Origin of the sequence: Collinsella sp. CLA-JM-H32 (assembly GCF_040098165.1) — a bacterium.
Classification (GTDB): domain Bacteria; phylum Actinomycetota; class Coriobacteriia; order Coriobacteriales; family Coriobacteriaceae; genus Collinsella.
This window is the reverse complement of record NZ_JBBNMZ010000006.1, coordinates 99,584-119,345: the sequence shown is the minus strand read 5'-3', so window position 1 is coordinate 119,345 and position 19,762 is coordinate 99,584. Positions and strand designations below refer to the sequence as shown.

Here is a 19,762-nt window from a genome sequence, read left to right as displayed (position 1 = left end):
ACTCGGTAAAGGCACTATTCCTCTTTGGCAAGATCGAAGGTCACAGTGATTCGTTCACGCGAAACACGAATCTTTGGGTAGCCGCAAAGGTTGAGATAGTACCGGGCGGCAAGGTCATTAAAGTCACGCTCCACAGCACGCGAAAACTGTGCCATGTCATCCTTGGCAATACGTAGCCCGCGACGATCCTTCGCAAGATCGACAGGAGCCGGCGCATGCGAGGACGAATCACGCTCGCGCAGCAGACGCGCGGTCACACCACGAACGGGCTTAATCTGCCCTGCCAAAATGCGATGAGCCGTGCGCTCGGACATCTCAAGACCCAAACCCGAACAGATACGGATAAAGTCCTCGGCATCAGAGGCAAGGCCTAAACGATCGACAACCGGAAGCTCACTCTCGTCATCAATGAACAGGAGACGCGACGTATCGAGCCGACTTGACGCCTGAGCATAAAGGGTCGCGGCAATCTCAGACGGAGAACCAAGATAGACATCGCAACCACGCAACTCCTCGAGCGCAAACTCACAAGCAGCGCGAATAATATTATGCGGGCCGCGAGCACAGACATAACGTCCGTCCTCATCCTTGACGGCCTGGGGCCAGCTGGACTGATCGGCACGCTCACTGAGGCGGTCGGCCGCAACGCTCACCTTAAAGGCCGAGCCAAGGTCGACACCAGACGTGACCACACGGGCCTCGTCGGTGTTCTGCTTGATCGAAAACAATGCCATGCCACGACCGTGAACGCCCCAACGGTCCATCTTCATGCTCTCGAGCTTGGAGGTAACGCGGGCATCGAAGATTCGCTCTTGCATATCCTGCGGAACGCCCGAACCGTTATCCAGAAAGACAAGCGTGCGGACGCCATCTTCCTTGGTCGTGGCGAGATAGACCTTGTCGGCGCCGGCATCGCGAGCATTACGGAGCATTTCGATGACGATATCCTCGACATGCTGAATGTCGTGCTTTGCCTGGCGCCGCTCGGCCTCCGAAACGCGGAGGCGGACATACCCCTCGCCAAGGTTCTCCTCGACGCGAAGGTTGCCCTCCCCCGACATCGACGCGATAAATGAGATGAGCTCGTTCGCGTCGCTCATGTTATTTAGCGATATCGACAGCGCGGCTCTCGCGAATCACGACGACGCGCACCTGACCGGGATACTCCATCTCTTCCTCGATCTGATGGGCGATATCGTGAGCCAGGACCGTGGACTGGGCATCGGAGATCTTGTCCGGCTGAACCATCACGTGGACCTCGCGACCAGCCTGCATGGCATAGGTACGCTCGACGCCGTCATGGGAGTTGGCGATCTCCTCGAGCTTCTCAAGACGCTTGATGTAGTTCTCGGCAGACTCGCGACGGGCACCGGGGCGAGAGGCAGAGACAGCATCGGCGGCCTGTACCAGGACATCGAGCACCGTGTTGGGGTCGACATCGGCATGGTGAGCCTCGATAGCGTGGACGATAACGGGCTTCTCACCATAACGGCGGGCAAGCTCGGCGCCGATGACGGCATGCGGGCCCTCGACGTCGTGGTCGATTGCCTTGCCAAGGTCGTGCAGCAGGCCGGCGCGCTTGGCGGTCACAACGTCCAGGCCAAGCTCGGAAGCCATCACGCCGCACAGGTCAGAGACTTCGAGGGAGTGCTGAAGCACGTTCTGACCAAACGAAGTACGGTAGCGCAGGGCACCAAGGGTCTTGACGATCTCGGGATGCAGGTCGTGAATGCCGGTATCGAAGGCAGCCTGCTCGCCAGCCTCGCGCACGCGCTGCTGAACCAGGTCGGCAGCCTTGTGATACATCTCCTCGATGCGGGCGGGGTGAATGCGGCCGTCGGCGATGAGGTTCTCGAGGGCAACACGAGCGGTCTCACGACGGACCGGGTCGAAGCTCGAAAGAACGACGGTCTCGGGCGTATCGTCGATCACGAGGTTGACACCGGAAACCTGCTCGAAGGTCCGGATGTTGCGACCCTCGCGACCGATGATACGGCCCTTGAGGTCATCAGAGGGAATGTGCACGGAGGTAACGGTGACCTCGGCTGTGTGGTCGGCAGCGCAGCGCTGAATCGCCAGGGACAGAATCTCCTGGGCGGTCTTGTGGCACTCGGCGCGAACCTGCTGCTCGGACTCGCGAATGATCGTGGCGGCCTCGTGGGTGACCTCGCCGCGAACCTTATCGAGGAGCTCCTTGTGGGCGTCCTCGCGGGTAAGGTCGGCAATACGCTCGAGCTCGGAGGTCTGCTTAGTGCAGAGCTCCTCAAGCTCGCGGGAGCGCTTCTCGACCTGACCGGCCTGGCTGGACAGCTGGTGCTCACGCTTGTCGAGAGCGTCGTTTCGGCGATCAAGGGACTCCTCGCGCTGCATCACGCGGTTCTCAAGCGTACGAATCTCGCTCTTACGCTGCTTGTCCTCGGCCTCGGCGGCCTGCTTGTTCTTGATGATCTCCTCTTTAGCCTCGAGCAGAGCCTCTTTTTTGAGGGTCTCGGCCTGACGCTTAGCATCACCGATCAGGGACTCAGCCTGTGCGTGTGCCGACTGGATCTTTTCGTCGGCCTCGTGAAGACTACCCTGCTTGGCGGTGCGCATGTAGGCAATGGCGGCGATGGCACCCAAAACGATGCCAACGAGCGCTGCGATGATAGGCATGCTCACTCCTTTTTATGGATTCGTTACACAACAAAGCGAACCGTCCTTACGAACGGCTCGCGACATTTGAGTAATATGGGCGCAGCTTATGCGGGTCGGATACAGATAAACATATAAACAAACTCATCACAGATGAGCACATATCACAAAGCAAATGACAGTGTTTATCGTACGTTGAACCACAACAACTGTCAAATAAATGGCCCCAGCACAGCGGCTAAAACGCGGTGAACGGCAGGGCCACAAAGCGCATACGCCTAAACTGCACATTCCTCGCGTTCGGCATCGAGACGTGCCTTAACGGCATCGGCGGCGATGTGATACGAGAAGCCCTTGCCCATCAAAAACCGAACCAGTTTTTCGAATCCGCGCGTCTCTGGAACACGACGCTTGGCGAGCAGGGCTGACGCACGCGTCAAATCGTCTTCGACGGCAAAATAATCCTCGGGATAACCGGGAATGTCATCGAGCACGACATGACGGCGCTTGAGCTCGGTCTCGATTTTGCGCTGTCCCCAACCGCGCCGCTTGCGCTCCTCGATAAAGTACGAGCAAAAGCGGCTCTCGTCTAAAAAGCGATACTCGGTGGCGCGCTCGACGGCGAAATCGATCGCAGGCTGGTGAAAGCCGTAGCGAGCCAGCTTGTCACGGACCTCACCCGTCGCATGGTCGCGGCGCGATAACATCTCGGTCACCATGGTAAGTGCACATTTACGCTCAATGAGCTGCACCGCCTCACGGAAGTTGTCCCAATCACAGGGAAGATCGGGGCGGTTTTTGACATACAGCCGCGCGACCCGCACGGGAATCCAAATGGACCGCTCAAAACCGCCCTCAAGCTCACAATCGATATGTGCGCAAGGCTTTTTGGACGCATACCCGCTCGAGAACGAGGAGGCCGCCTTCTTATCGGGAAAGACGACCGTGGCCTCGGTCACCGTATACGACATGAGCGTAACCGCTACTCGTCGTCATCATCGAGCATGGCGGAACCATCGATGGCGTAAAGCTCGTCAAACTCCTCAGGCGCAGGCTGATCGGTCAGCTCGACCTCGGACGGAGCATCGTCATCAAACTCAAGTCCGCAGGCAAGGCGGACCTTATGCTCAATCTCGTCAGCGCAATCGGGGTGTTCGCGCAGGAACGCCTTGGCGGCCTCGCGACCGTTGCCGAGCTTGTCCTCGCCATAGGCAAACCAGGAGCCCATCTTCTTGCAGATGCCGCACTCGACAGCCATGTCCAGAATCGAGCCCTCCTTAGAGATGCCCGTACCGTACATGATGTCGAACTCAGCAGAACGGAACGGAGCTGCCACCTTGTTCTTAACGACCTTGGCGCGCACGCGGTTACCGATAACCTCGTCCTTAAGCTTAATGCTGTCGATACGGCGAATGTCGATACGCACCGAAGAGAAAAACTTAAGGGCGCGGCCGCCCGTCGTAGTCTCGGGGTTGCCGAACATGACGCCGATCTTCTCACGCAGCTGATTAATGAAGATGCACGTCGTGTTGGACTTAGAAAGCGAGCCGGCGAGCTTACGGAGCGCCTGGCTCATCAGGCGAGCCTGAAGACCGACCGTAGTGTCGCCGATTTCTCCCTCGATCTCGGCACGCGGGGTCAGCGCGGCGACAGAGTCGACGACGATGGCATCGATGGCGCCGGAACGCACGAGCATGTCAACGATCTCGAGCGCCTGCTCACCCGTATCGGGCTGGGAAATCAGTACCTCGTCGATATCCACGCCAATGCGCGCGGCATACGTGGGATCGAGCGCATGCTCGGCATCGATAAATGCCACAACGCCACCCATTGCCTGGGCCTCTGCCAAAATCTCGAGCGAAAGCGTCGTCTTACCGGAGGACTCAGGACCGTAAATCTCGACGATACGGCCGCGCGGCACGCCGCCGATACCCAGCGCGGCATCGAGGGCCAGGGCGCCCGTGGGAATGGCCTCGACCTCGAGCTCGGGACCACCGTCGCCGTACCTCATGATGGAACCCTGGCCGAATTTCTTCTCGATCTCGGCCTTGGTGGTGGCGATCATCTCATCGCGCTCTTTACCCGTCGTGCGAGCATGAACGGTACGTACGGGACCTGAATTCTTGGCCATGAATAGCCCTCCTCTTAACAACCTGCATCGATAATAAACGAACGGCTGTTCGTGGTCAACCGTTTAGGCCAATCATATGCAGGCGGTCTTTCCAAAACCCAACCAAACGCCGACCAAACACTGACCAAATGCTTGACCACAAAGGACCAAATATGAACAAGGCAGGCAAAAATACATCTACAACCAGCACAAACGCCAAATGAGCCTAAGGTCCCTATCTCCACAATTAAGGGGCTCGAAGGCCCCTTAAAACACGTCTATTCCATAGAGTTGAGCACAAGGGCAATGCGACCCAATGCCTCCGTGACCGCATGGGCACGAACACACGAACGGTCGCCCTCATAGTGGCAGCGCACAGAGTCCACAACCGGCACGCCCCCATCGGCGGAACGATGCGCCCAGCCAATATAGAAAGTGCCCGCCGGATCGTCCTCAGTGCCACCGCCGGGGCCGGCATAACCCGTTGCGCTCACTGCAATATCGCTCTGGTACAGCTCCAGCGAACCCACCGCCATCTCGCGCGCGGTCTGATGCGACACCGCGGTATAGCGGTCAAGCGTCTCCTGCTCAACACCAAGAACGCGATGCTTAATCTCATCGCAATAGGTCACCGCACCGCCACGCAGCACCGCCGAGGCGCCCGGGATATCGGCAATCGTCGAGGAGATCATACCCGCCGTCAGCGACTCAGCCGTCGAAACCGTCACGCCCCGAGCGCTCGCGCGCTCGACAATATCACGCGCCAGCTCCTCGTTATGTGCGGAAATCTGCTCAAAAGAGTCCGTCATACCCACCAGGACCTAGACCGAAAAGACGATCTTGCGGCAGTTCCAGAAGTACTGGGCGCCCGAGATAACGGTCAGGACAACGGCAACGGCGTACAGGAAGCGCGACACCGAGTAGATGCCGAGCGTTAGCGCCACCGGGCCAAGGTGCAAGCCGGCCATAGCAAAAACGCACAGGTAACCGCAAATGGAGACCATCGTGGTTGCCGTCTTGTACTTGCCGAGCTTATCGGCCGCAACGACCACACCGGCCGCACTCGCGACCATGCGAAGGGCGCTCACCAGAAGCTCACGGAACAGGATAATGAACACGGACCACACGGTCACTGCGCCAAAATCCAAGAACAGCAGCAGGGCCGAGAACACGAGCAGCTTATCGGCGATGGGGTCCAAGAATTTACCGAAGTCGGTGATCTCGTTGCGCGAACGCGCCAGATAACCGTCGACCTTATCGGTGCACGACAGGATCACATACAGAATGAAGGCAGCGGCGGCGAGCGGGCCGTCGAAGGTGCTCCAATCCGTACAGGCAACACTCGTGTGAGAAAGCGCCGACACGATCATGAACACCGGGATAAAGACGATGCGAACGCACGTCACGATGTTGGCGGGCGTCCAGACACTCGTCAGTTCCTTATTACTCTCGTTAGCCACGACGCTCTCCTACTCCACAACATGACCGATAAGCTCGTAGCAGAAGCTATCGGTAAACTCGACGGTCAGAATATCGCCCACGGACGCCTCGCTGGCGTCCAGATGCACCGCGCCATCGGAATCGGGCGCCTGGAACCAGGCATGGCCGATCAGCTCGGCGCCATCCTCGGTCTCTTCGATACCGTCGACGATTACCTGGGCTCGCTCGCCCACATGGGCGGCGGTGGCGGCAAAACCGAGCGACTCGGCCAGGTCCATGGCCTCCTGGGCGCGCTCGAGCTTAACCTCCTCATCGACCTGGCCCTCCATCTTGGCGGCCAGGCTACCTTCCTCACGCGAGTAGGCAAAGACACTCGTGTAGTCAAAGCCGACGGTGTCCATAAAGTCGATAAGGTCGCGGAACTCGTCGTCGGTCTCGGTCGGGAAGCCGACCATGGCCGTGGAACGAATCACGATGCCGGGGATGCGCTCGCGAAGGTCGCGGAACAGATCCTCGAGCTCCTGGCGTGAACCGGAGCGACGCATGGCCTTAAGAATGCGCGCGTCGCAGTGCTGCACGGGGATATCGATATAGGGCAGCACCTCGGGCGTATCGCGAATCGTCTCGATGAGTTCGTCAGTCATGCCCTCGGGCTGCAGATAGAGCACGCGGACCCAGACGTTGTGCGGGCGCACGGCCTCGGCGACGGCACGCAGCAGCTGCGCCAGATTGCGCGGCGAGCCATCGGCGACGTCCTCGTCGGCAAAGTCGGTACCCCAGATGCCCGTGTCCTGGCCGATCAGCACGATCTCGCGCACACCGCCGGCAACCAGGTCGCGCACCTCGGAGATGATGCTCTCGGCATTGCGCGAATGATAGCGGCCGCGGATGTAGGGAATCATGCAGAAGCTGCAGAAGCGGTTGCAGCCATCGGAAATCTTGACGTAGGCGACAGCACCCTCGACGGTACGTTTGACCTGCGGGATATAGGCTGCAATCTCGCGCTCGACACCCAGCACGCCATCGATGACCGCCACGATGCCGTCCTCCTCGTCGGCCTTCACAAAGGCAGCGACCTCGGGCAGCTCGTCAGGTAGGTCATCGCCATAGCGCGACGGCACGCAGCCGCACATGACGATGGGGCAAGAACGAACGCCGTCCTGAACCTCGTTGGCGAGTTCGAGCGTGGTCTCGATGCTCTCGGACGTTGCGGAGGCGAGGAACGAGCAAGTATTGACGATGGCAATATCGGCATCCTGCGGGTCGAATGCCTCCTCGTAGCCCGCGGCGGTCAAAAGAGAACGCATGCGGTCAGTGTCAACCTCGTTCTTAGCGCACCCGAGGGTGATGTAGAGCACGGAGCCCAACGGTGTATCCATGTTGGAGAGCGGTCCTTTCGATTGATATTAGCGGTAGTTGGTGAACTGCAGCGGCTGGCCGTAGTCCTGGTCGCGCAGGAACTGGATCACGGACTGCAACGCGTCCTTCGAAGCAGAGGAAACACGCAGTTTGTCGGCCTCGATGGTCACCTTGACCTTGAGCTTTTGGTCCTTGATGTCCTTGTTGATCTTCTTGGCGGTCGCTTGGTCGATACCCTCGACGATATGGCCGAGCACGCGCACGGTGCCGCCCGATGCCGCCTGCGGAGCATCCCACGAGACGGCCTTGAGGTCGATGCCGCGCTTGATGAGCTTGGAGCTCAGCACGTCGACAATCTGCTTGGAGACAAAGTCGGCCGGGGCGTTGATCGTAAAGAGCTTGTCGCCCTTCGAAAGCTCGATCGTGGCGCCGGAATCCTTAAGGTCATAGCGCTGGGAAATCTCGCGCGTGGTCTGCTGAAAGGCGTTATCGACCTCTTGCATGTTGACCTCGGACACGACGTCGAAGCTGGAATCTTTAGCCATGATGTTTCCTTTCGCGTACGAGCGGCCTAGTAGCTATCGTACGAATTGTCGGTAGAATCGGTGGGTGTCTGACCGTCAGTTGCGGTATCGGCGCCATCCGTGGACTGGGCATCGGTACCGTCGGTGGTATCGGTACCATCGGTGGTGTCGGTACCATCAGAACTTTCACCATTCTCGGAATCAGACGTCTCCTTCTTGGGAACGGTGATCGTCACACGCGCCACGCCCGAGGTCTTGGTATCGTAACGAACCTTTTCACCGTTCTTGGTAACGGTGACATCGGAAGGCTTGGACGTGGTGATCTCGATCGAAGACTCGGGCGTGTACTCCTGCTCAAAGGGGCCAGTCGCCTGGGCGCCATAGACCGACTTGCCGTCAACCTTGACCTCAATCCACGCGGTCTTTCCCTTGGCAACGGAGACTTTGACCTTCGTGACCTCGTTCTCTTCCTTCTTGGCCGTCGTCTTGGTAGCGTCCGAATCAGTCGACTCATCCGTCGCCTCATCGGTGTCATCGTCCTCGTCGACCGTTTCGGTCTTCTTAGAAGACTTCTTGGTCGTCATCTTGGTAGCAGTGGGCGTCTCGGGCGTGTTCTCGGGCGCCGAAGATGCGCAGCCACGCAGAAGCACCACGATGAGCACAATCAACAGCAGCACAACGGCACCGATGCCGGCGTAGACGATACGCGGATCGAGCCCGTTGTTTTGAGGAGTACGTGATCCGCCGCGTCCACGACCGGAACTGCTGCGGCCGCCTCCCTGAGGCATACGACCGCGATTGCTATCGGAACGGCCGCGATAGCCGCCCTGGCCCTGAAGGCTGCGCTGACCCGAGCGGGGCGCAAGCTCACCGCGGCCTTGATAGCCACGCTGGCCCGAACGCGAAGCCGAAGAGCGCTGGCCATACGGCTGTGATTGAGAGCGAAGACGCGGCGTCACCTGCGTGGTATCGGCATCCGCATAGCCACCGCGAGAGCGTCCCATAGAGGCACCACGGTAACCGCGATCGGAATAGCCGCCGTCGCCGTAGCCGGCACGAGGGTCACGCGCCACGCCGAGGGCAGCGGGAAGTGCACGGTCCTCGGGCATCGGCGTACTGCGGAACCGGTCACGCTGTGAGCGAATCTCCTCGCCCGAACCCGTCTCGGTAATATAACCGGCCTGCTGAGGACGCTGTCCATAGCGGGTCGAACGACCGCCCTGAACCATCAGGAAGCGCCCGTTATCGACCGAGGAACGCGAATTGACGTAGCCGGCGGCGTCCTGAAAACGACCGCCCTGCTGGGACGTCTCGCGTTCGTATGCCATCAGGTCGTCAAAGTAGGCATTGACGACCTCGCGCGGATTGAGGCCCAAAAAGCGAGCATAGCTCGAAATCATGCCCTGCGCATAGCCGCGCGGCGGCATCGAGGCAAAGTTACCGGTCTCGAAAAACTCGATGATCTGCGGCCTGATTTTGATGGTGTTGGCGACCTGCTGAATGGAAAGGCCCATTCGGCGACGCTGCTCGAGCAGCATGTCACCAAAGCGTGCAGCCATCAGAATCCTCCAAACTCACGATCTTCACGTGCCATCTCGGCGTCGACAGATTCCAGCGCGGCAAGCCCCTCCTCGTCCAACAGGACCTCGCGCGGCTTGGAACCGTCGGGCGGGCCGACGACACCCTTTTCTTCCAGCATGTCCATAATACGCCCGGCACGCGCATAGCCAACCTTCAGACGACGTTGCAGGCCAGATGTGGAGCCAAGCTGCGATTCCACCACAATATGGGCGGCTTCCCAAATGAGCGGATCATCGTCTTGCGGCTCGGCTACTCCGGTGCGGACAATACCGCCGCCACCCGCCATGGACATGGAAGCGGGCGCCACGGCAGACAGAATCTCCTCGTGGTAGTCGGGCTCGCTCTGCGACTTGACGAACTCGACAATCTCGTTGATCTCATCATCCGAAACAAAGCATCCCTGAATACGGCGAGGCTTGCCCCAGTCGACCTTGGAGAACAGCATGTCGCCCAAACCGGTAAGCTTTTCGGCACCCATCTGGTCGATGATGACGCGCGAGTCGATACCCGTGGCGACGTTAAAGGCGATGCGGTTGGTGATGTTGGCCTTGATAAGGCCCGTCACCACGTTGGAGCTGGGGCGCTGCGTGGCCACGATAAGATGAATACCGGCGGCACGGCCCAGCTGGGCGATACGCACAATCGACGCCTCGACGTCCTTGCCGGCAACCATCATCAGGTCCGAAAGCTCGTCAATAATGATGACCAGGTAGGGCATCTTTTGCGGCGGGTTGTCGTAATGCTCAAACTCGCCGGCGGCCTGCTTTTCGTTGTAGGTCGAGATCTTACGCACGTTAAGGCGCTCGAAGACCTTCAGGCGACGCTCCATCTCGGACACGGCCCATTGCAGAGCGCTCGCGGCCTGCTTGGGTTCGGTAACGACCGGTACATAAAGATGCGGCAGGCCGTTATAGCCCGCAAGCTCGACGCGCTTGGGGTCGACCATGATCAAGCGAACGTCCTCGGGAAGCGCGCGCATGAGCAGGGTCGTGATGATGGAGTTGATCATCACCGACTTACCGGAACCAGTGGTACCGGCGATCAGCAGGTGGGGCATCTTGGCAAGGTCGGCGACGACCGGCGTGCCCTCGGCATCGCGCCCGATTGCGAGCTCGAGCGGACCGCCCTTCACATAGGGCAGCACGTCGCCCAGGTTGACGTTCTGGCGCTTGCGATTGGGGATCTCGATGCCCACGAGCGAGGTGCCGGGGATCGGGGCAAAGATACGCACCGACTGGGCAGCGAGCGAAAGCGCGATATCGTCCTCGAGGCTCGAGATCTTGCTCACGCGCTCGCCCTCGCCAGGTTGCAGCTTAAAGGTCGTCACCGTGGGGCCGGCGATCCAGCCGACCACGCGGGCACTGCGGCCAAACTCAAGCAACGTGGACTGAAGCGACTCGGCAGTCTGTTCCAGCTCCTTGTCAGAAGACGCGGAGGACGCCGACTGCGGGTTGGCATGCAGGATTTCGAGTGGCGGAAGCTTAAGGCCATCCTCTTCTTCGCCCTCGTTATCTGCGGCGCCGCCGTCCGCTCCCCCATCCCTAGCCGCAGCCGATCCGACAGCACTCGAGGCAGGCGCATCGGCAACCTTGGGATGCTTCAAGAAGTCGGGAATCTGAGGTGCTGCCGAGACAGGATTCACGGCAAACGGCGGCTCGGACTCGTCAATCTTATCGGGGTCGTCTTCCATCGAAAGCTGGCCGGTTACCTGTTCGCGCTTGGCATGGCGACTCGGCAGCAAAGTTGTCTTTGCGGTCTCAATCGGCGCCTCGTCGTCCTCGTCATCGCCCTCAGTGAGCTCAATCTCGCTATCGGACCAAGACGGGTCGGGCTCACTCGTATTGAGCTTAGGCGCAGCCTTGCCCTTCTTGGCATGGCGGCGCGGGAGCAGCGCGGTCTTAGCACGCTCGGCCTCCACGGCATCGGACACGTCGACAAACGGGTCCTCGTCCTCGTCGTCATCGTCCAAAAACGGGTCCGCATCGTTGCCCATGACCGTGGTCACGGCAGTATCGGAGCCCTTCCGACGAAGAATGCTCAGGTGCGGACGGGCAACGCCGGGCACCGACAGGGCCTCGTCGTCACCCCAGGGGCTCGCGTTGACGTCGGCACGACGGCGCTCGGCAAAATCGGCCGCACGGTCACGGGCAGAACGCAAAACGCCGCCCACCGAAAAGCCGATGATGACAAAGCCAACGACGGCCAGGCCCAACAGGACCACCATTGCGATAGGCTTACCCAGGGCATTCTGCAGCGCACTCGCAATAAACGCACCGATGTAGCCACCCGAGGCGGACAGGTTTTGCGGTGTGAACATAAGTTCGCACGAGTCGCTCGTACCCGGCACCATCAGCGAAAGAATGGAGACGACGGCGATAAAGACCACGGCGCCGCCCGCAACAGAGCGCACGTTGAGCGGCGAATCCTCGCCTAAAAAGAGCGTGGCGGCAAACAGCAAAATGACGATCGGCAGCACGTAGGCGCCCAGACCAAAGCCCAGGTGGTAGAAACCGGCAACCGCAGCCGTAACGGGTGCAGTCGCCGGCGAAATCACGGCAATGAAGGACGCAATCGCCAAAACGGCAATGACCACGCCGGCGATATCGCGGTTGGCCGAAGGCTCGACCAGGGGCTCAAAATCGTCGAACTCGGCCTCGTGGCCCTTATTGGCACGAAGATGGGAACCGGCACCCTTAGCAGATGCCGGTTGGTTGTTGGCTTTATTGCCTTTGGCGTTTTGTGCAGATCCGCGCGCCAAACTAAACCTCCATGACGACCGGGATGATCATCGGACGAGTGCGCGTACGGCTCCAGATAAAGTTAGAGAGCGAGTCGCGCACGGCCTTGCGAATGGCATCGGAACCGCTGCTCGTAAAGCTAAACTTGCCCTTCTCGATCGTCTTCATAATGGACGCCGAGGCATCCTCGGAGAACTGGTCGTCGATGGCAAAGGAGACGCCGCGGCCCGAAAACTCGATGGCCTCGATCTTCTTGTGCTTGAGCGAAACGATAGCGACGGCCGTGACCATACCGTCGTTGGCGAGCTTCTGGCGATCGCGCAGGACGATGGGGTCGGTATCGCCGATGCGCAGACCGTCGACGTAGACGACGCCAGACTCGACGGGCGTACCGCGCTTAACGATACCGCCACGCATCTCGAGCGTGTCACCGTTGTCGAGGATAAAGATATGATCGTCCTTGAGGCCCATCTTGCGTGCCAGCTGGGCATGGGCGCGCAGATGCACGGCCTCGCCGTGGACCGGCATAAAGTACGTAGGCTTGGCCATGGCCATCAGGAGCTTGAGCTCCTCCTGGCTACCGTGACCCGAGACGTGAACGAGGGCGCGGTTCTTATCCCACACGTCGCAGCCAAGCTTGGCGAGGCTGTTGACGACCTGCTGAACGGCCTTCTCGTTACCGGGGACCGGCGTTGCAGAGAGGATGACGGTATCGCCCTCGTGGATGGAGAGCGTCTTGTGTTCGCCGTTGGCCATGCGCGAAAGGGCCGACAGGGGCTCGCCCTGCGAACCGGTGCACATGACGACGATCTTGTCGTCAGGCAGGTTGTCGATATCGAAGGCATCGATGATATCGGAGTCATCGATGTTGAGGTAACCGAGCTCGCGCGCCACGCGGGTGTTGGTGAGCATGGAACGACCGGTCACGACGACCTTGCGGCCACACTTGCGGGCGGCGTCGCAGATCTGCTGCAGACGATGGATGTGGCTCGAGAACGACGCGACGAACACGCGGCCCGGAGCATTCTTGATGGCATGCAGCAGATTGGGGCCAACCTCGGCCTCGGACTTGGTAAAGCCGGGGACCGTGGCGTTGGTGGAGTCGGACAGCAGCAGGTCGATGCCCTGCTTGGCAAAGCGGCTGATAGCGGCATAGTCGGGCGTGACGCCGTCGATGGGCGTCTGATCGAGCTTAAAGTCGCCGGTGTGCATAACGGTGCCCTGGTTGGTGCGGATGAACACGCCCAGAGCGCCCGGGATAGAGTGCGTCATCGAGAAGAAGTCGAGCGAGATGCCACCCAAATTGACGTGGCTGCCGCCCTTGACCTCACGGAACTTGGGTGCGCGGATGCGGAACTCAGAAAGCTTGCCCTCGATAAAGCCAAGCGTCAGCTTGCTCGAGAAGATGGGCACCTTGTTGTTGAGGTCCTGTAGCAGATACGGAAGCGAACCGGTGTGGTCCTCGTGGCCGTGAGTGACGACGATGCCGCGGAGCTTTTCCTCGTTCTCCAGAACATAGGTGTAATCCGGGAGTACCAGATCGATACCGGGCTGCGAGTCGTCGGGGAACATGAGGCCAGCGTCGACGAGCACCATGTCGTCGCCGCACTCGAAGACCGTCATGTTCTTGCCGATGCCATCTAGGCCGCCGAGCGGGATGATCTTCAAGGGAGATGATTTTTTAGCTGCCATAGGTGAGTGTTGTTTCCTTTCTTCGAAACGGGTCTGAAACAACCGACGGGGCGCTTCTGGCAAACCGGCCGCCGGGAACGTACAACAATGCATCGCAGAGTCGATGCAGTAACCACAGTATGATACCCATTTGCACAACAACAGACCACCCATGTATCAAAGCCCCATCTGAAGCCGTGTATCCCGCCGGTTCCCCGCGAGGGCGGGCACGGATGAAGTTTCCTGCTCTACAGTCCTGCTCACGACGGAGGCCACATTAAGTGGCCTCCTGTTCGTGCGGAACTCGCGATAAACCTCATCCGTGCCCGCCCTCGCGGGGAACCTGCCAATAAGGGACAGGTTTATTTTGATCGATTTTATCTGGGGAAATACTGCTGAATCTATCTACGGATCCGAAATCTGACTACTGAATAGACTGTCCAACTAAAGAACGAGTGGAACTAACCAGCCCTTTTGCTTGCGCCCGGGAGGGCCGCATATGAAGTTTATCGCGAGTTCCGCACGCAAAGGAAAGCACTTAATGTGCTTTCCGTCTTGCGCAGGACTGTAGAGCAGGAAACTTCATATGCGGCCCTCCCGGGCGCAAGCAAAAGGGCGACCCCTGTCCGGAGTCGCCCTTGTTGAGCTGCTTATGTGCGGCTGTTACTCGGCGTCGTGGTGACGGCGGGGCTTACGGCCTCCGTTGTCGCCGGGACGGCGCGGACGGTCGCTGCGCTCGGAGCGCTCGCGACGCGGACGCTCACGGCGCTGGAAGTGCTCGCCGTCGCCCTCGGAGGCACCTTCGGCGCGAGCCGGGGCCTCGGGCTTGTCCAGACGATCGAGCGAGATCTTGCCGCGATCGTCGACCTCGATGACGACGACCTTGACCTCGTCGCCCACATTGAGGACGTCCTCGACCTTCTCCACACGACCCTTGGCGACGCGGGAGATATGCAGCAGGCCGTCCTTACCGGGCAGGAGGTTGACGAAGGCGCCGAAGGGCTGGATGGAGACCACGCGACCGGCGTACTCCTCGCCCGGCTCGGGAACCTTGATGATGAGCTTGATGCGCTCGACGGCCTGATCGACGGACTCGCCGGTGCCGCCGACAAAGACGGTGCCGTCCTCCTGGATGTCGACCGAAGCGCCGGTCTCGTCCTGGATGCCGCGGATGACCTTGCCGCCGGAACCGATGACGTCGCGGATCTTATCGGTCGGAACCTGGATGGAGACGATACGCGGGGCGGTGCTGCGCGTGGTATGACGCGGCTCAGGGATCACATCGAGCATCTTCTGCAAGATGAAGGCGCGACCCTCCTTGGCCTGCTGCAGGGCGCGGGCCAAGATGTCGAAGGTGAGGCCGGTGGCCTTGTTGTCCATCTGCAGGGCGGTGATGCCCTCGGTGGTGCCGGTGACCTTAAAGTCCATGTCGCCCAGGAAGTCCTCGAGACCCTGGATGTCGGACAGGACCACGGTCTTGCCCTCCTCCTGGATCAGACCCATGGCGATACCGGAAACCGGGCGCTTAATGGGCACGCCGCCGTCCATAAGGGCGAGCGTGGAACCGCAGGTCGAAGCCATCGAAGAGGAGCCGTTGGACTCCATGACCTCGGAGACCACGCGGATGGCGTAGGGGAACTCGTTCTCGTCGGGGAGCACCGGAAGCAGAGCGCGCTCGGCCAGGTTGCCGTGACCGATCTCGCGGCGCTTGGGGCTGCCCATGCGGCCAGTCTCGCCGGTGCAGAAAGGCGGGAAGTTGTAGTGGTGCATGTAGCGCTTGCCCTCGGTGGGCTCGATGGTATCCAGACGCTGGCCCTCGTTGAGCATACCGAGCGACAGGACGGAGAGCACCTGGGTCTGACCACGCTGGAACAGGCCGGAGCCGTGAACGAGCGGCAGGTAGTTGTCCTTCACCATGATGGGACGGATCTCGTCGGCGGCACGGCCGTCGACGCGCTCGCCGGTCTCGACGACCATGGTGCGCATGGCCTTCTTCTCGAGCTTCTTGAGCGCCACGGGGATCTCGCGCTCCCAGGCGGCCTGTTCCTCGTCGGTGAACTCGGCGCGGATGGACTCCTTCAGAGCCTCGACCTTACCGATGCGGGAAAGCTTGTCGGCGTCGCGCAGGGCAGCGGCCATCTCGTCGTAGTGGGCGAAGATGCGCTCCTGGACCTCCTCGACGGGCTGGTCGAGCGGGTACTCCTTCTTGACGATAGCGCCGTTGACCTGCTCCCACTCGGCGACGAACTCGTCTTGGGCCTGGCAGAAGGCAGCGAGGGCCTCCTGACCAAACTTCATAGCGGCGAGCATGTCGTCCTCGGAAATCTCCTCGGCGCCGGCCTCGACCATCGAGATGAAGTCGGCAGAGCCGCCCAGCTCCAGGTCCAGGTCGGAGTTCTCGCGCTCCTCATAGGTGGGGTTGACGATAAACTCGCCGGTCTCCACGTTGCGGCCGATGCGCACGCAGGCAAGCGGACCCTCGAAGGGCACGCCGCCGAGCGTCATAGCCAAAGAGGCACCCATGACATTGATGACGTCGAAGGGGTTGACCTGGTCGGCGACGAGCGAGGTAGCGACAATGTGTACCTCGTTGCGGAAGCCGTCCGGGAAGCTCGGGCGAATCGGACGGTCGATCATGCGCGCGGTGAGCGTGGCCTTCTCGCTGGGACGGCCCTCACGCTTGAGGTAGCCACCCGGGATGCGGCCGGCAGCGTACATCTTCTCGTTGAAGTCGACGGTCAGCGGGAAGAAGTCATAGTTCTTGCGCTCCTTGGAGACGACCACGGTATCGAGCATCGTGGTGTCGCCCTGCTTGACCAGACAGGCGCCAGTGGCCTGCTTGGCAAGCTCGCCGGACTCAAAGGTGTAGGTCTTGCCGTACAGCTCAAAGGTCTTGGATACGAGTGTCATTGTTCTCCTTTACCCCACAGGCCCCTTGCCTGCGGGCTTCTCATGTGACGCGGGCCCCCTGCCCCCGCCACGCTTCAGAGCGTGATTGTTCACGCCCTTACACAAAAAGAGCGTCCCGCATGCAGGACGCTCTTAGCATGTACAAGTTCGCTACTGAATATTGTCGCGAATGCCCAGAGCCTTGATGAGCTCACGGTACTCGACGATGTCGTTCTTCTTGATGTAGGAGAGAAGACGACGACGACGACCGACGAGCATGAGCAGGCCACGACGGGTGTGGAAGTCCTTCTGGTGGGACTTCATGTGCTCGGTCAGCTCCTTGATGCGCTCGGACAGGATGGCGACCTGAACCTTGGGGTTGCCGGTGTCGACCGGGGTGTTACCGAACTGGGCAGTCAGCTCCGCCTTGCGCTCTTTGGAAACAGTCATTGTTTCACCTTTCGTTTTGCGTCGCCATCGGGCGACTCGATTCGCCTCGGACTGGGAAGCCGCCGGTGGAGCGAGCAACCAAGGTCGAGGTACTAACAGGCCGATATGTTACCACAAGCAGCCCGCCCCTGCGCATCATCACCGACCCAACATGAATTCCATCGCACGGAGGCGCTGATCGGTGTGCGTGGCGGCCCAAACATGCGAAAGCCCGAGCAAGAATGCCGCCGTATGCGGGTCGATTCGCTCGGCCATGAGCGCATCGAAGGTCATGGACATGAGGGCGCGCAGCCATGCGACCTCACCGGTCGACACCAACTCGGCACCCGGAACGCTCGACGCGCACGAGCCGCACATGAGCCCGCCGGCCTGGGGCGAAAAATACGACAGCATGGGGTCTCCGCACAGCACGCAGGCCGAAAAATCGGGTCGGTAGCCAACGTGCGACAGCAGCTTAAAGACAAAGGCCGCCACGAGCAGATCCATATGCGCTGTGTCGAGCCCGCTGCCCACCAGGGCAAGCGCTCGCTGCGTTATGGCAAAGGTAAACGGGTCCTCGGCGTCCTCGAACGAGCACACGCGCGCGACCTCGGCGATCGCGCTTGCGGCGCAGGTCGTCTCGTAATCGGGCGCAGCGCCGAGCGGCGCTTCCATAAGCTCGGCCTGGGAAACCACGTCGAGCGACCGCCCATGCGCGAGCAGCATGTCGACGGTACAGAACAGCTCACAGCGCGCAGCCAGGCGCCCACCGGGTTTACGGGCACCCTTTGCCACGGCACGAACCTGCCGACCTCGCTCATCAAGCATCGTCAAGATCAGATCGGTCTCCTTGAGCTTGGTCTTATCGAGGACGAGTACCTTTGTGCGATATGTCCGTGAGCCTGCCATGAGCGCTGCGCGCCCTTAGTCCTCGGCGCTATACCCAAAGCGGCGAATCTGGGCCTCGTCGTCACGCCAGCCGGCCTTGACCTTCACGTCCAGCTCCAAAAAGACCTGCGTGCCAAAGATGCGCTCAAGATCGCGACGGGCATCGATACCGATATGCTTGATCATCTCGCCGCCCTTGCCGATGATGATGCCCTTTTGGCCCTCGCGCTCGACGTAAATGGTGGCGTGCACGCGCAGTACCTTCTTGGTCTGCTCGAGCGCATCGCAGATCACGCCAACGGAGTGCGGGATCTCATCACGGGTGCGGCGCAAGACCTTCTCGCGCACAAACTCGGCAACGAGCGTCTCATCGGAAGCGTCGGTACCCATGTCCTCGGGGAACCAACGCGGACCCTCGGGCAAAAAGTGCGCAACGGTCTCGATGAAGGCATCGACGTTGAAGTTCTTGACCGACGACGTAACGATCTCGTCGTCATACTCCATGAGCTCGTGGGCGGCCTTGAGCTGTTCCATAACCTGGGCGGGATCGGCCTCATCGGCCTTGGTGAGCACCAGGACCTTCTTGCAACGGGCGCATCTGACGCGCTCGGCAACCCAAGCGTCTCCCCTGCCAATCGGCTTGGTGGCATCAATCAAAAACGCGACGACATCGACATCGTTCAGCTCGAACAACGCGCTCTTGTTGAGCTCGGATCCCAGACCGTCCTTGGGCTTATGAATACCCGGGGTATCGACAAAGACCAGCTGGTAGCCGGGACGGTTGACGACGGCGCGCATGCGGCGGCGGGTCGTCTGGGCCACCGGTGAGGTGATGGCGACCTTCTTGCCATAGCAGGCATTAAGCAGCGTGGACTTGCCGGCGTTGGGGCGTCCGACCAGGGCCACGAAGCCGCTGCGAAAACCAGGCTCAACGTCGCCAAAGCCCGCGAGGTTGTCGTCCTCGTCGCACAGGGCGTCGAGCTCCTCATCGCTCATGCCCTCAAACGGATCGAACTCCTCGACATCCTCGAGCCCCTCGGTATCCACCGCGTCCAAAGTCTCGTCGTCCAGGATCTCATCGGTAGGCTGCATATTGTCGGACATGGGAATCCCTTTCTAAATAAAGCCGAGCGCGTGGGCAAATACCAGCACGCCCACAATCGCGGCGGTGATGGAAAGAATGTATACAGAGGCGGCGGCGATGTCCTTCGCGCGCTTGGCCAGTGGATGCAGCTCCTGGGTCGCGAGGTCGACAATCGCCTCCATGGCGGTATTGCACAGCTCGCCGTGAATCACCAGGCCACAACAGATGATAATCGTGGCCCACTCGGCAATGTCGAGGCCCACGATACAGCCGGCAATGACGGTGCACACGCCCGCCACGAGCATGACCTTAATGTTGCGCTCGGTCTTGACGGCGGTAACGAAGCCCTCCATGGCATAGGAGAACGACTTTAAGAAGGACGGATGGTCCTTGTTAGATCCGGGAATCATAGACGGCT

The 19,762-nt window shown here is 60.4% G+C and carries 16 protein-coding genes; all 16 read right to left on the bottom strand.

Features of this window, described 5'->3' with window-relative positions; all coding sequences use genetic code 11:
- Nucleotides 1-14: 14 nt before the first annotated feature.
- Nucleotides 15-1,100 carry an ATP-binding protein gene (locus tag AAA021_RS05280; RefSeq protein ID WP_349088287.1) on the bottom strand — a complete coding sequence of 362 codons (1,086 nt, stop codon included), beginning with the start codon at nucleotides 1,098-1,100 and terminating at the stop codon, nucleotides 15-17.
- A gap of 1 nt (nucleotide 1,101) precedes the next feature.
- Nucleotides 1,102-2,652: a ribonuclease Y gene (gene rny / locus AAA021_RS05275; RefSeq protein WP_349088286.1), complete on the bottom strand. Its 1,551-nt coding sequence runs from the start codon at nucleotides 2,650-2,652 to the stop codon at nucleotides 1,102-1,104.
- A 257-nt stretch (nucleotides 2,653-2,909) separates the two neighbouring features.
- Complete coding sequence (locus AAA021_RS05270; protein ID WP_082437769.1) at nucleotides 2,910-3,602, bottom strand: regulatory protein RecX; 693 nt, start codon at nucleotides 3,600-3,602, stop codon at nucleotides 2,910-2,912.
- Between the two features lie 11 nt (nucleotides 3,603-3,613).
- Nucleotides 3,614-4,762, bottom strand: coding sequence for a recombinase RecA (recA, locus tag AAA021_RS05265; protein WP_022094695.1), 1,149 nt, complete (start codon nucleotides 4,760-4,762; stop codon nucleotides 3,614-3,616).
- Between the two features lie 257 nt (nucleotides 4,763-5,019).
- Complete coding sequence (locus AAA021_RS05260) at nucleotides 5,020-5,550, bottom strand: CinA family protein (RefSeq protein ID WP_349088285.1); 531 nt, start codon at nucleotides 5,548-5,550, stop codon at nucleotides 5,020-5,022.
- 12 nt (nucleotides 5,551-5,562) lie between these two features.
- Nucleotides 5,563-6,201: a CDP-diacylglycerol--glycerol-3-phosphate 3-phosphatidyltransferase gene (gene pgsA, locus AAA021_RS05255; protein ID WP_349088283.1), complete on the bottom strand. Its 639-nt coding sequence runs from the start codon at nucleotides 6,199-6,201 to the stop codon at nucleotides 5,563-5,565.
- A 9-nt stretch (nucleotides 6,202-6,210) separates the two neighbouring features.
- Entirely contained in the window at nucleotides 6,211-7,560 is a 1,350-nt protein-coding gene (rimO, locus tag AAA021_RS05250; RefSeq protein WP_346963901.1) for a 30S ribosomal protein S12 methylthiotransferase RimO, read from the bottom strand.
- A 27-nt stretch (nucleotides 7,561-7,587) separates the two neighbouring features.
- Complete coding sequence (locus tag AAA021_RS05245) at nucleotides 7,588-8,085, bottom strand: YajQ family cyclic di-GMP-binding protein (protein WP_161160281.1); 498 nt, start codon at nucleotides 8,083-8,085, stop codon at nucleotides 7,588-7,590.
- 26 nt (nucleotides 8,086-8,111) lie between these two features.
- Entirely contained in the window at nucleotides 8,112-9,623 is a 1,512-nt protein-coding gene (locus tag AAA021_RS05240) for a helix-turn-helix transcriptional regulator (RefSeq protein ID WP_349088282.1), read from the bottom strand.
- Nucleotides 9,623-12,403 (bottom strand): DNA translocase FtsK 4TM domain-containing protein, encoded by a 2,781-nt coding sequence (locus tag AAA021_RS05235; protein ID WP_349088281.1) that lies wholly within the window; start codon nucleotides 12,401-12,403, stop codon nucleotides 9,623-9,625. Before AAA021_RS05235 ends, AAA021_RS05240 begins: the two co-directional genes overlap by 1 nt.
- Before the next feature lies 1 nt (nucleotide 12,404).
- Nucleotides 12,405-14,075 carry a ribonuclease J gene (locus AAA021_RS05230; protein ID WP_349088280.1) on the bottom strand — a complete coding sequence of 557 codons (1,671 nt, stop codon included), beginning with the start codon at nucleotides 14,073-14,075 and terminating at the stop codon, nucleotides 12,405-12,407.
- Between the two features lie 642 nt (nucleotides 14,076-14,717).
- A complete protein-coding gene (locus AAA021_RS05225; protein WP_118205719.1) occupies nucleotides 14,718-16,964 on the bottom strand; it encodes a polyribonucleotide nucleotidyltransferase in 2,247 nt (748 codons plus the stop codon).
- A gap of 150 nt (nucleotides 16,965-17,114) precedes the next feature.
- A complete protein-coding gene (rpsO, locus tag AAA021_RS05220) occupies nucleotides 17,115-17,393 on the bottom strand; it encodes a 30S ribosomal protein S15 (protein ID WP_035138510.1) in 279 nt (92 codons plus the stop codon).
- 138 nt (nucleotides 17,394-17,531) lie between these two features.
- The gene (gene recO / locus AAA021_RS05215) at nucleotides 17,532-18,281 is read right to left on the bottom strand and encodes a DNA repair protein RecO (protein ID WP_349088279.1); all 750 of its coding nucleotides are present in this window, start codon (nucleotides 18,279-18,281) and stop codon (nucleotides 17,532-17,534) included.
- 15 nt (nucleotides 18,282-18,296) lie between these two features.
- Nucleotides 18,297-19,364 carry a GTPase Era gene (gene era, locus AAA021_RS05210; protein ID WP_349088278.1) on the bottom strand — a complete coding sequence of 356 codons (1,068 nt, stop codon included), beginning with the start codon at nucleotides 19,362-19,364 and terminating at the stop codon, nucleotides 18,297-18,299.
- Nucleotides 19,365-19,376: 12 nt separating this feature from the next.
- On the bottom strand, nucleotides 19,377-19,754 hold the full coding sequence (locus AAA021_RS05205; RefSeq protein WP_035138512.1) for a diacylglycerol kinase family protein: 378 nt from the start codon (nucleotides 19,752-19,754) through the stop codon (nucleotides 19,377-19,379).
- Nucleotides 19,755-19,762 lie beyond the last annotated feature (8 nt).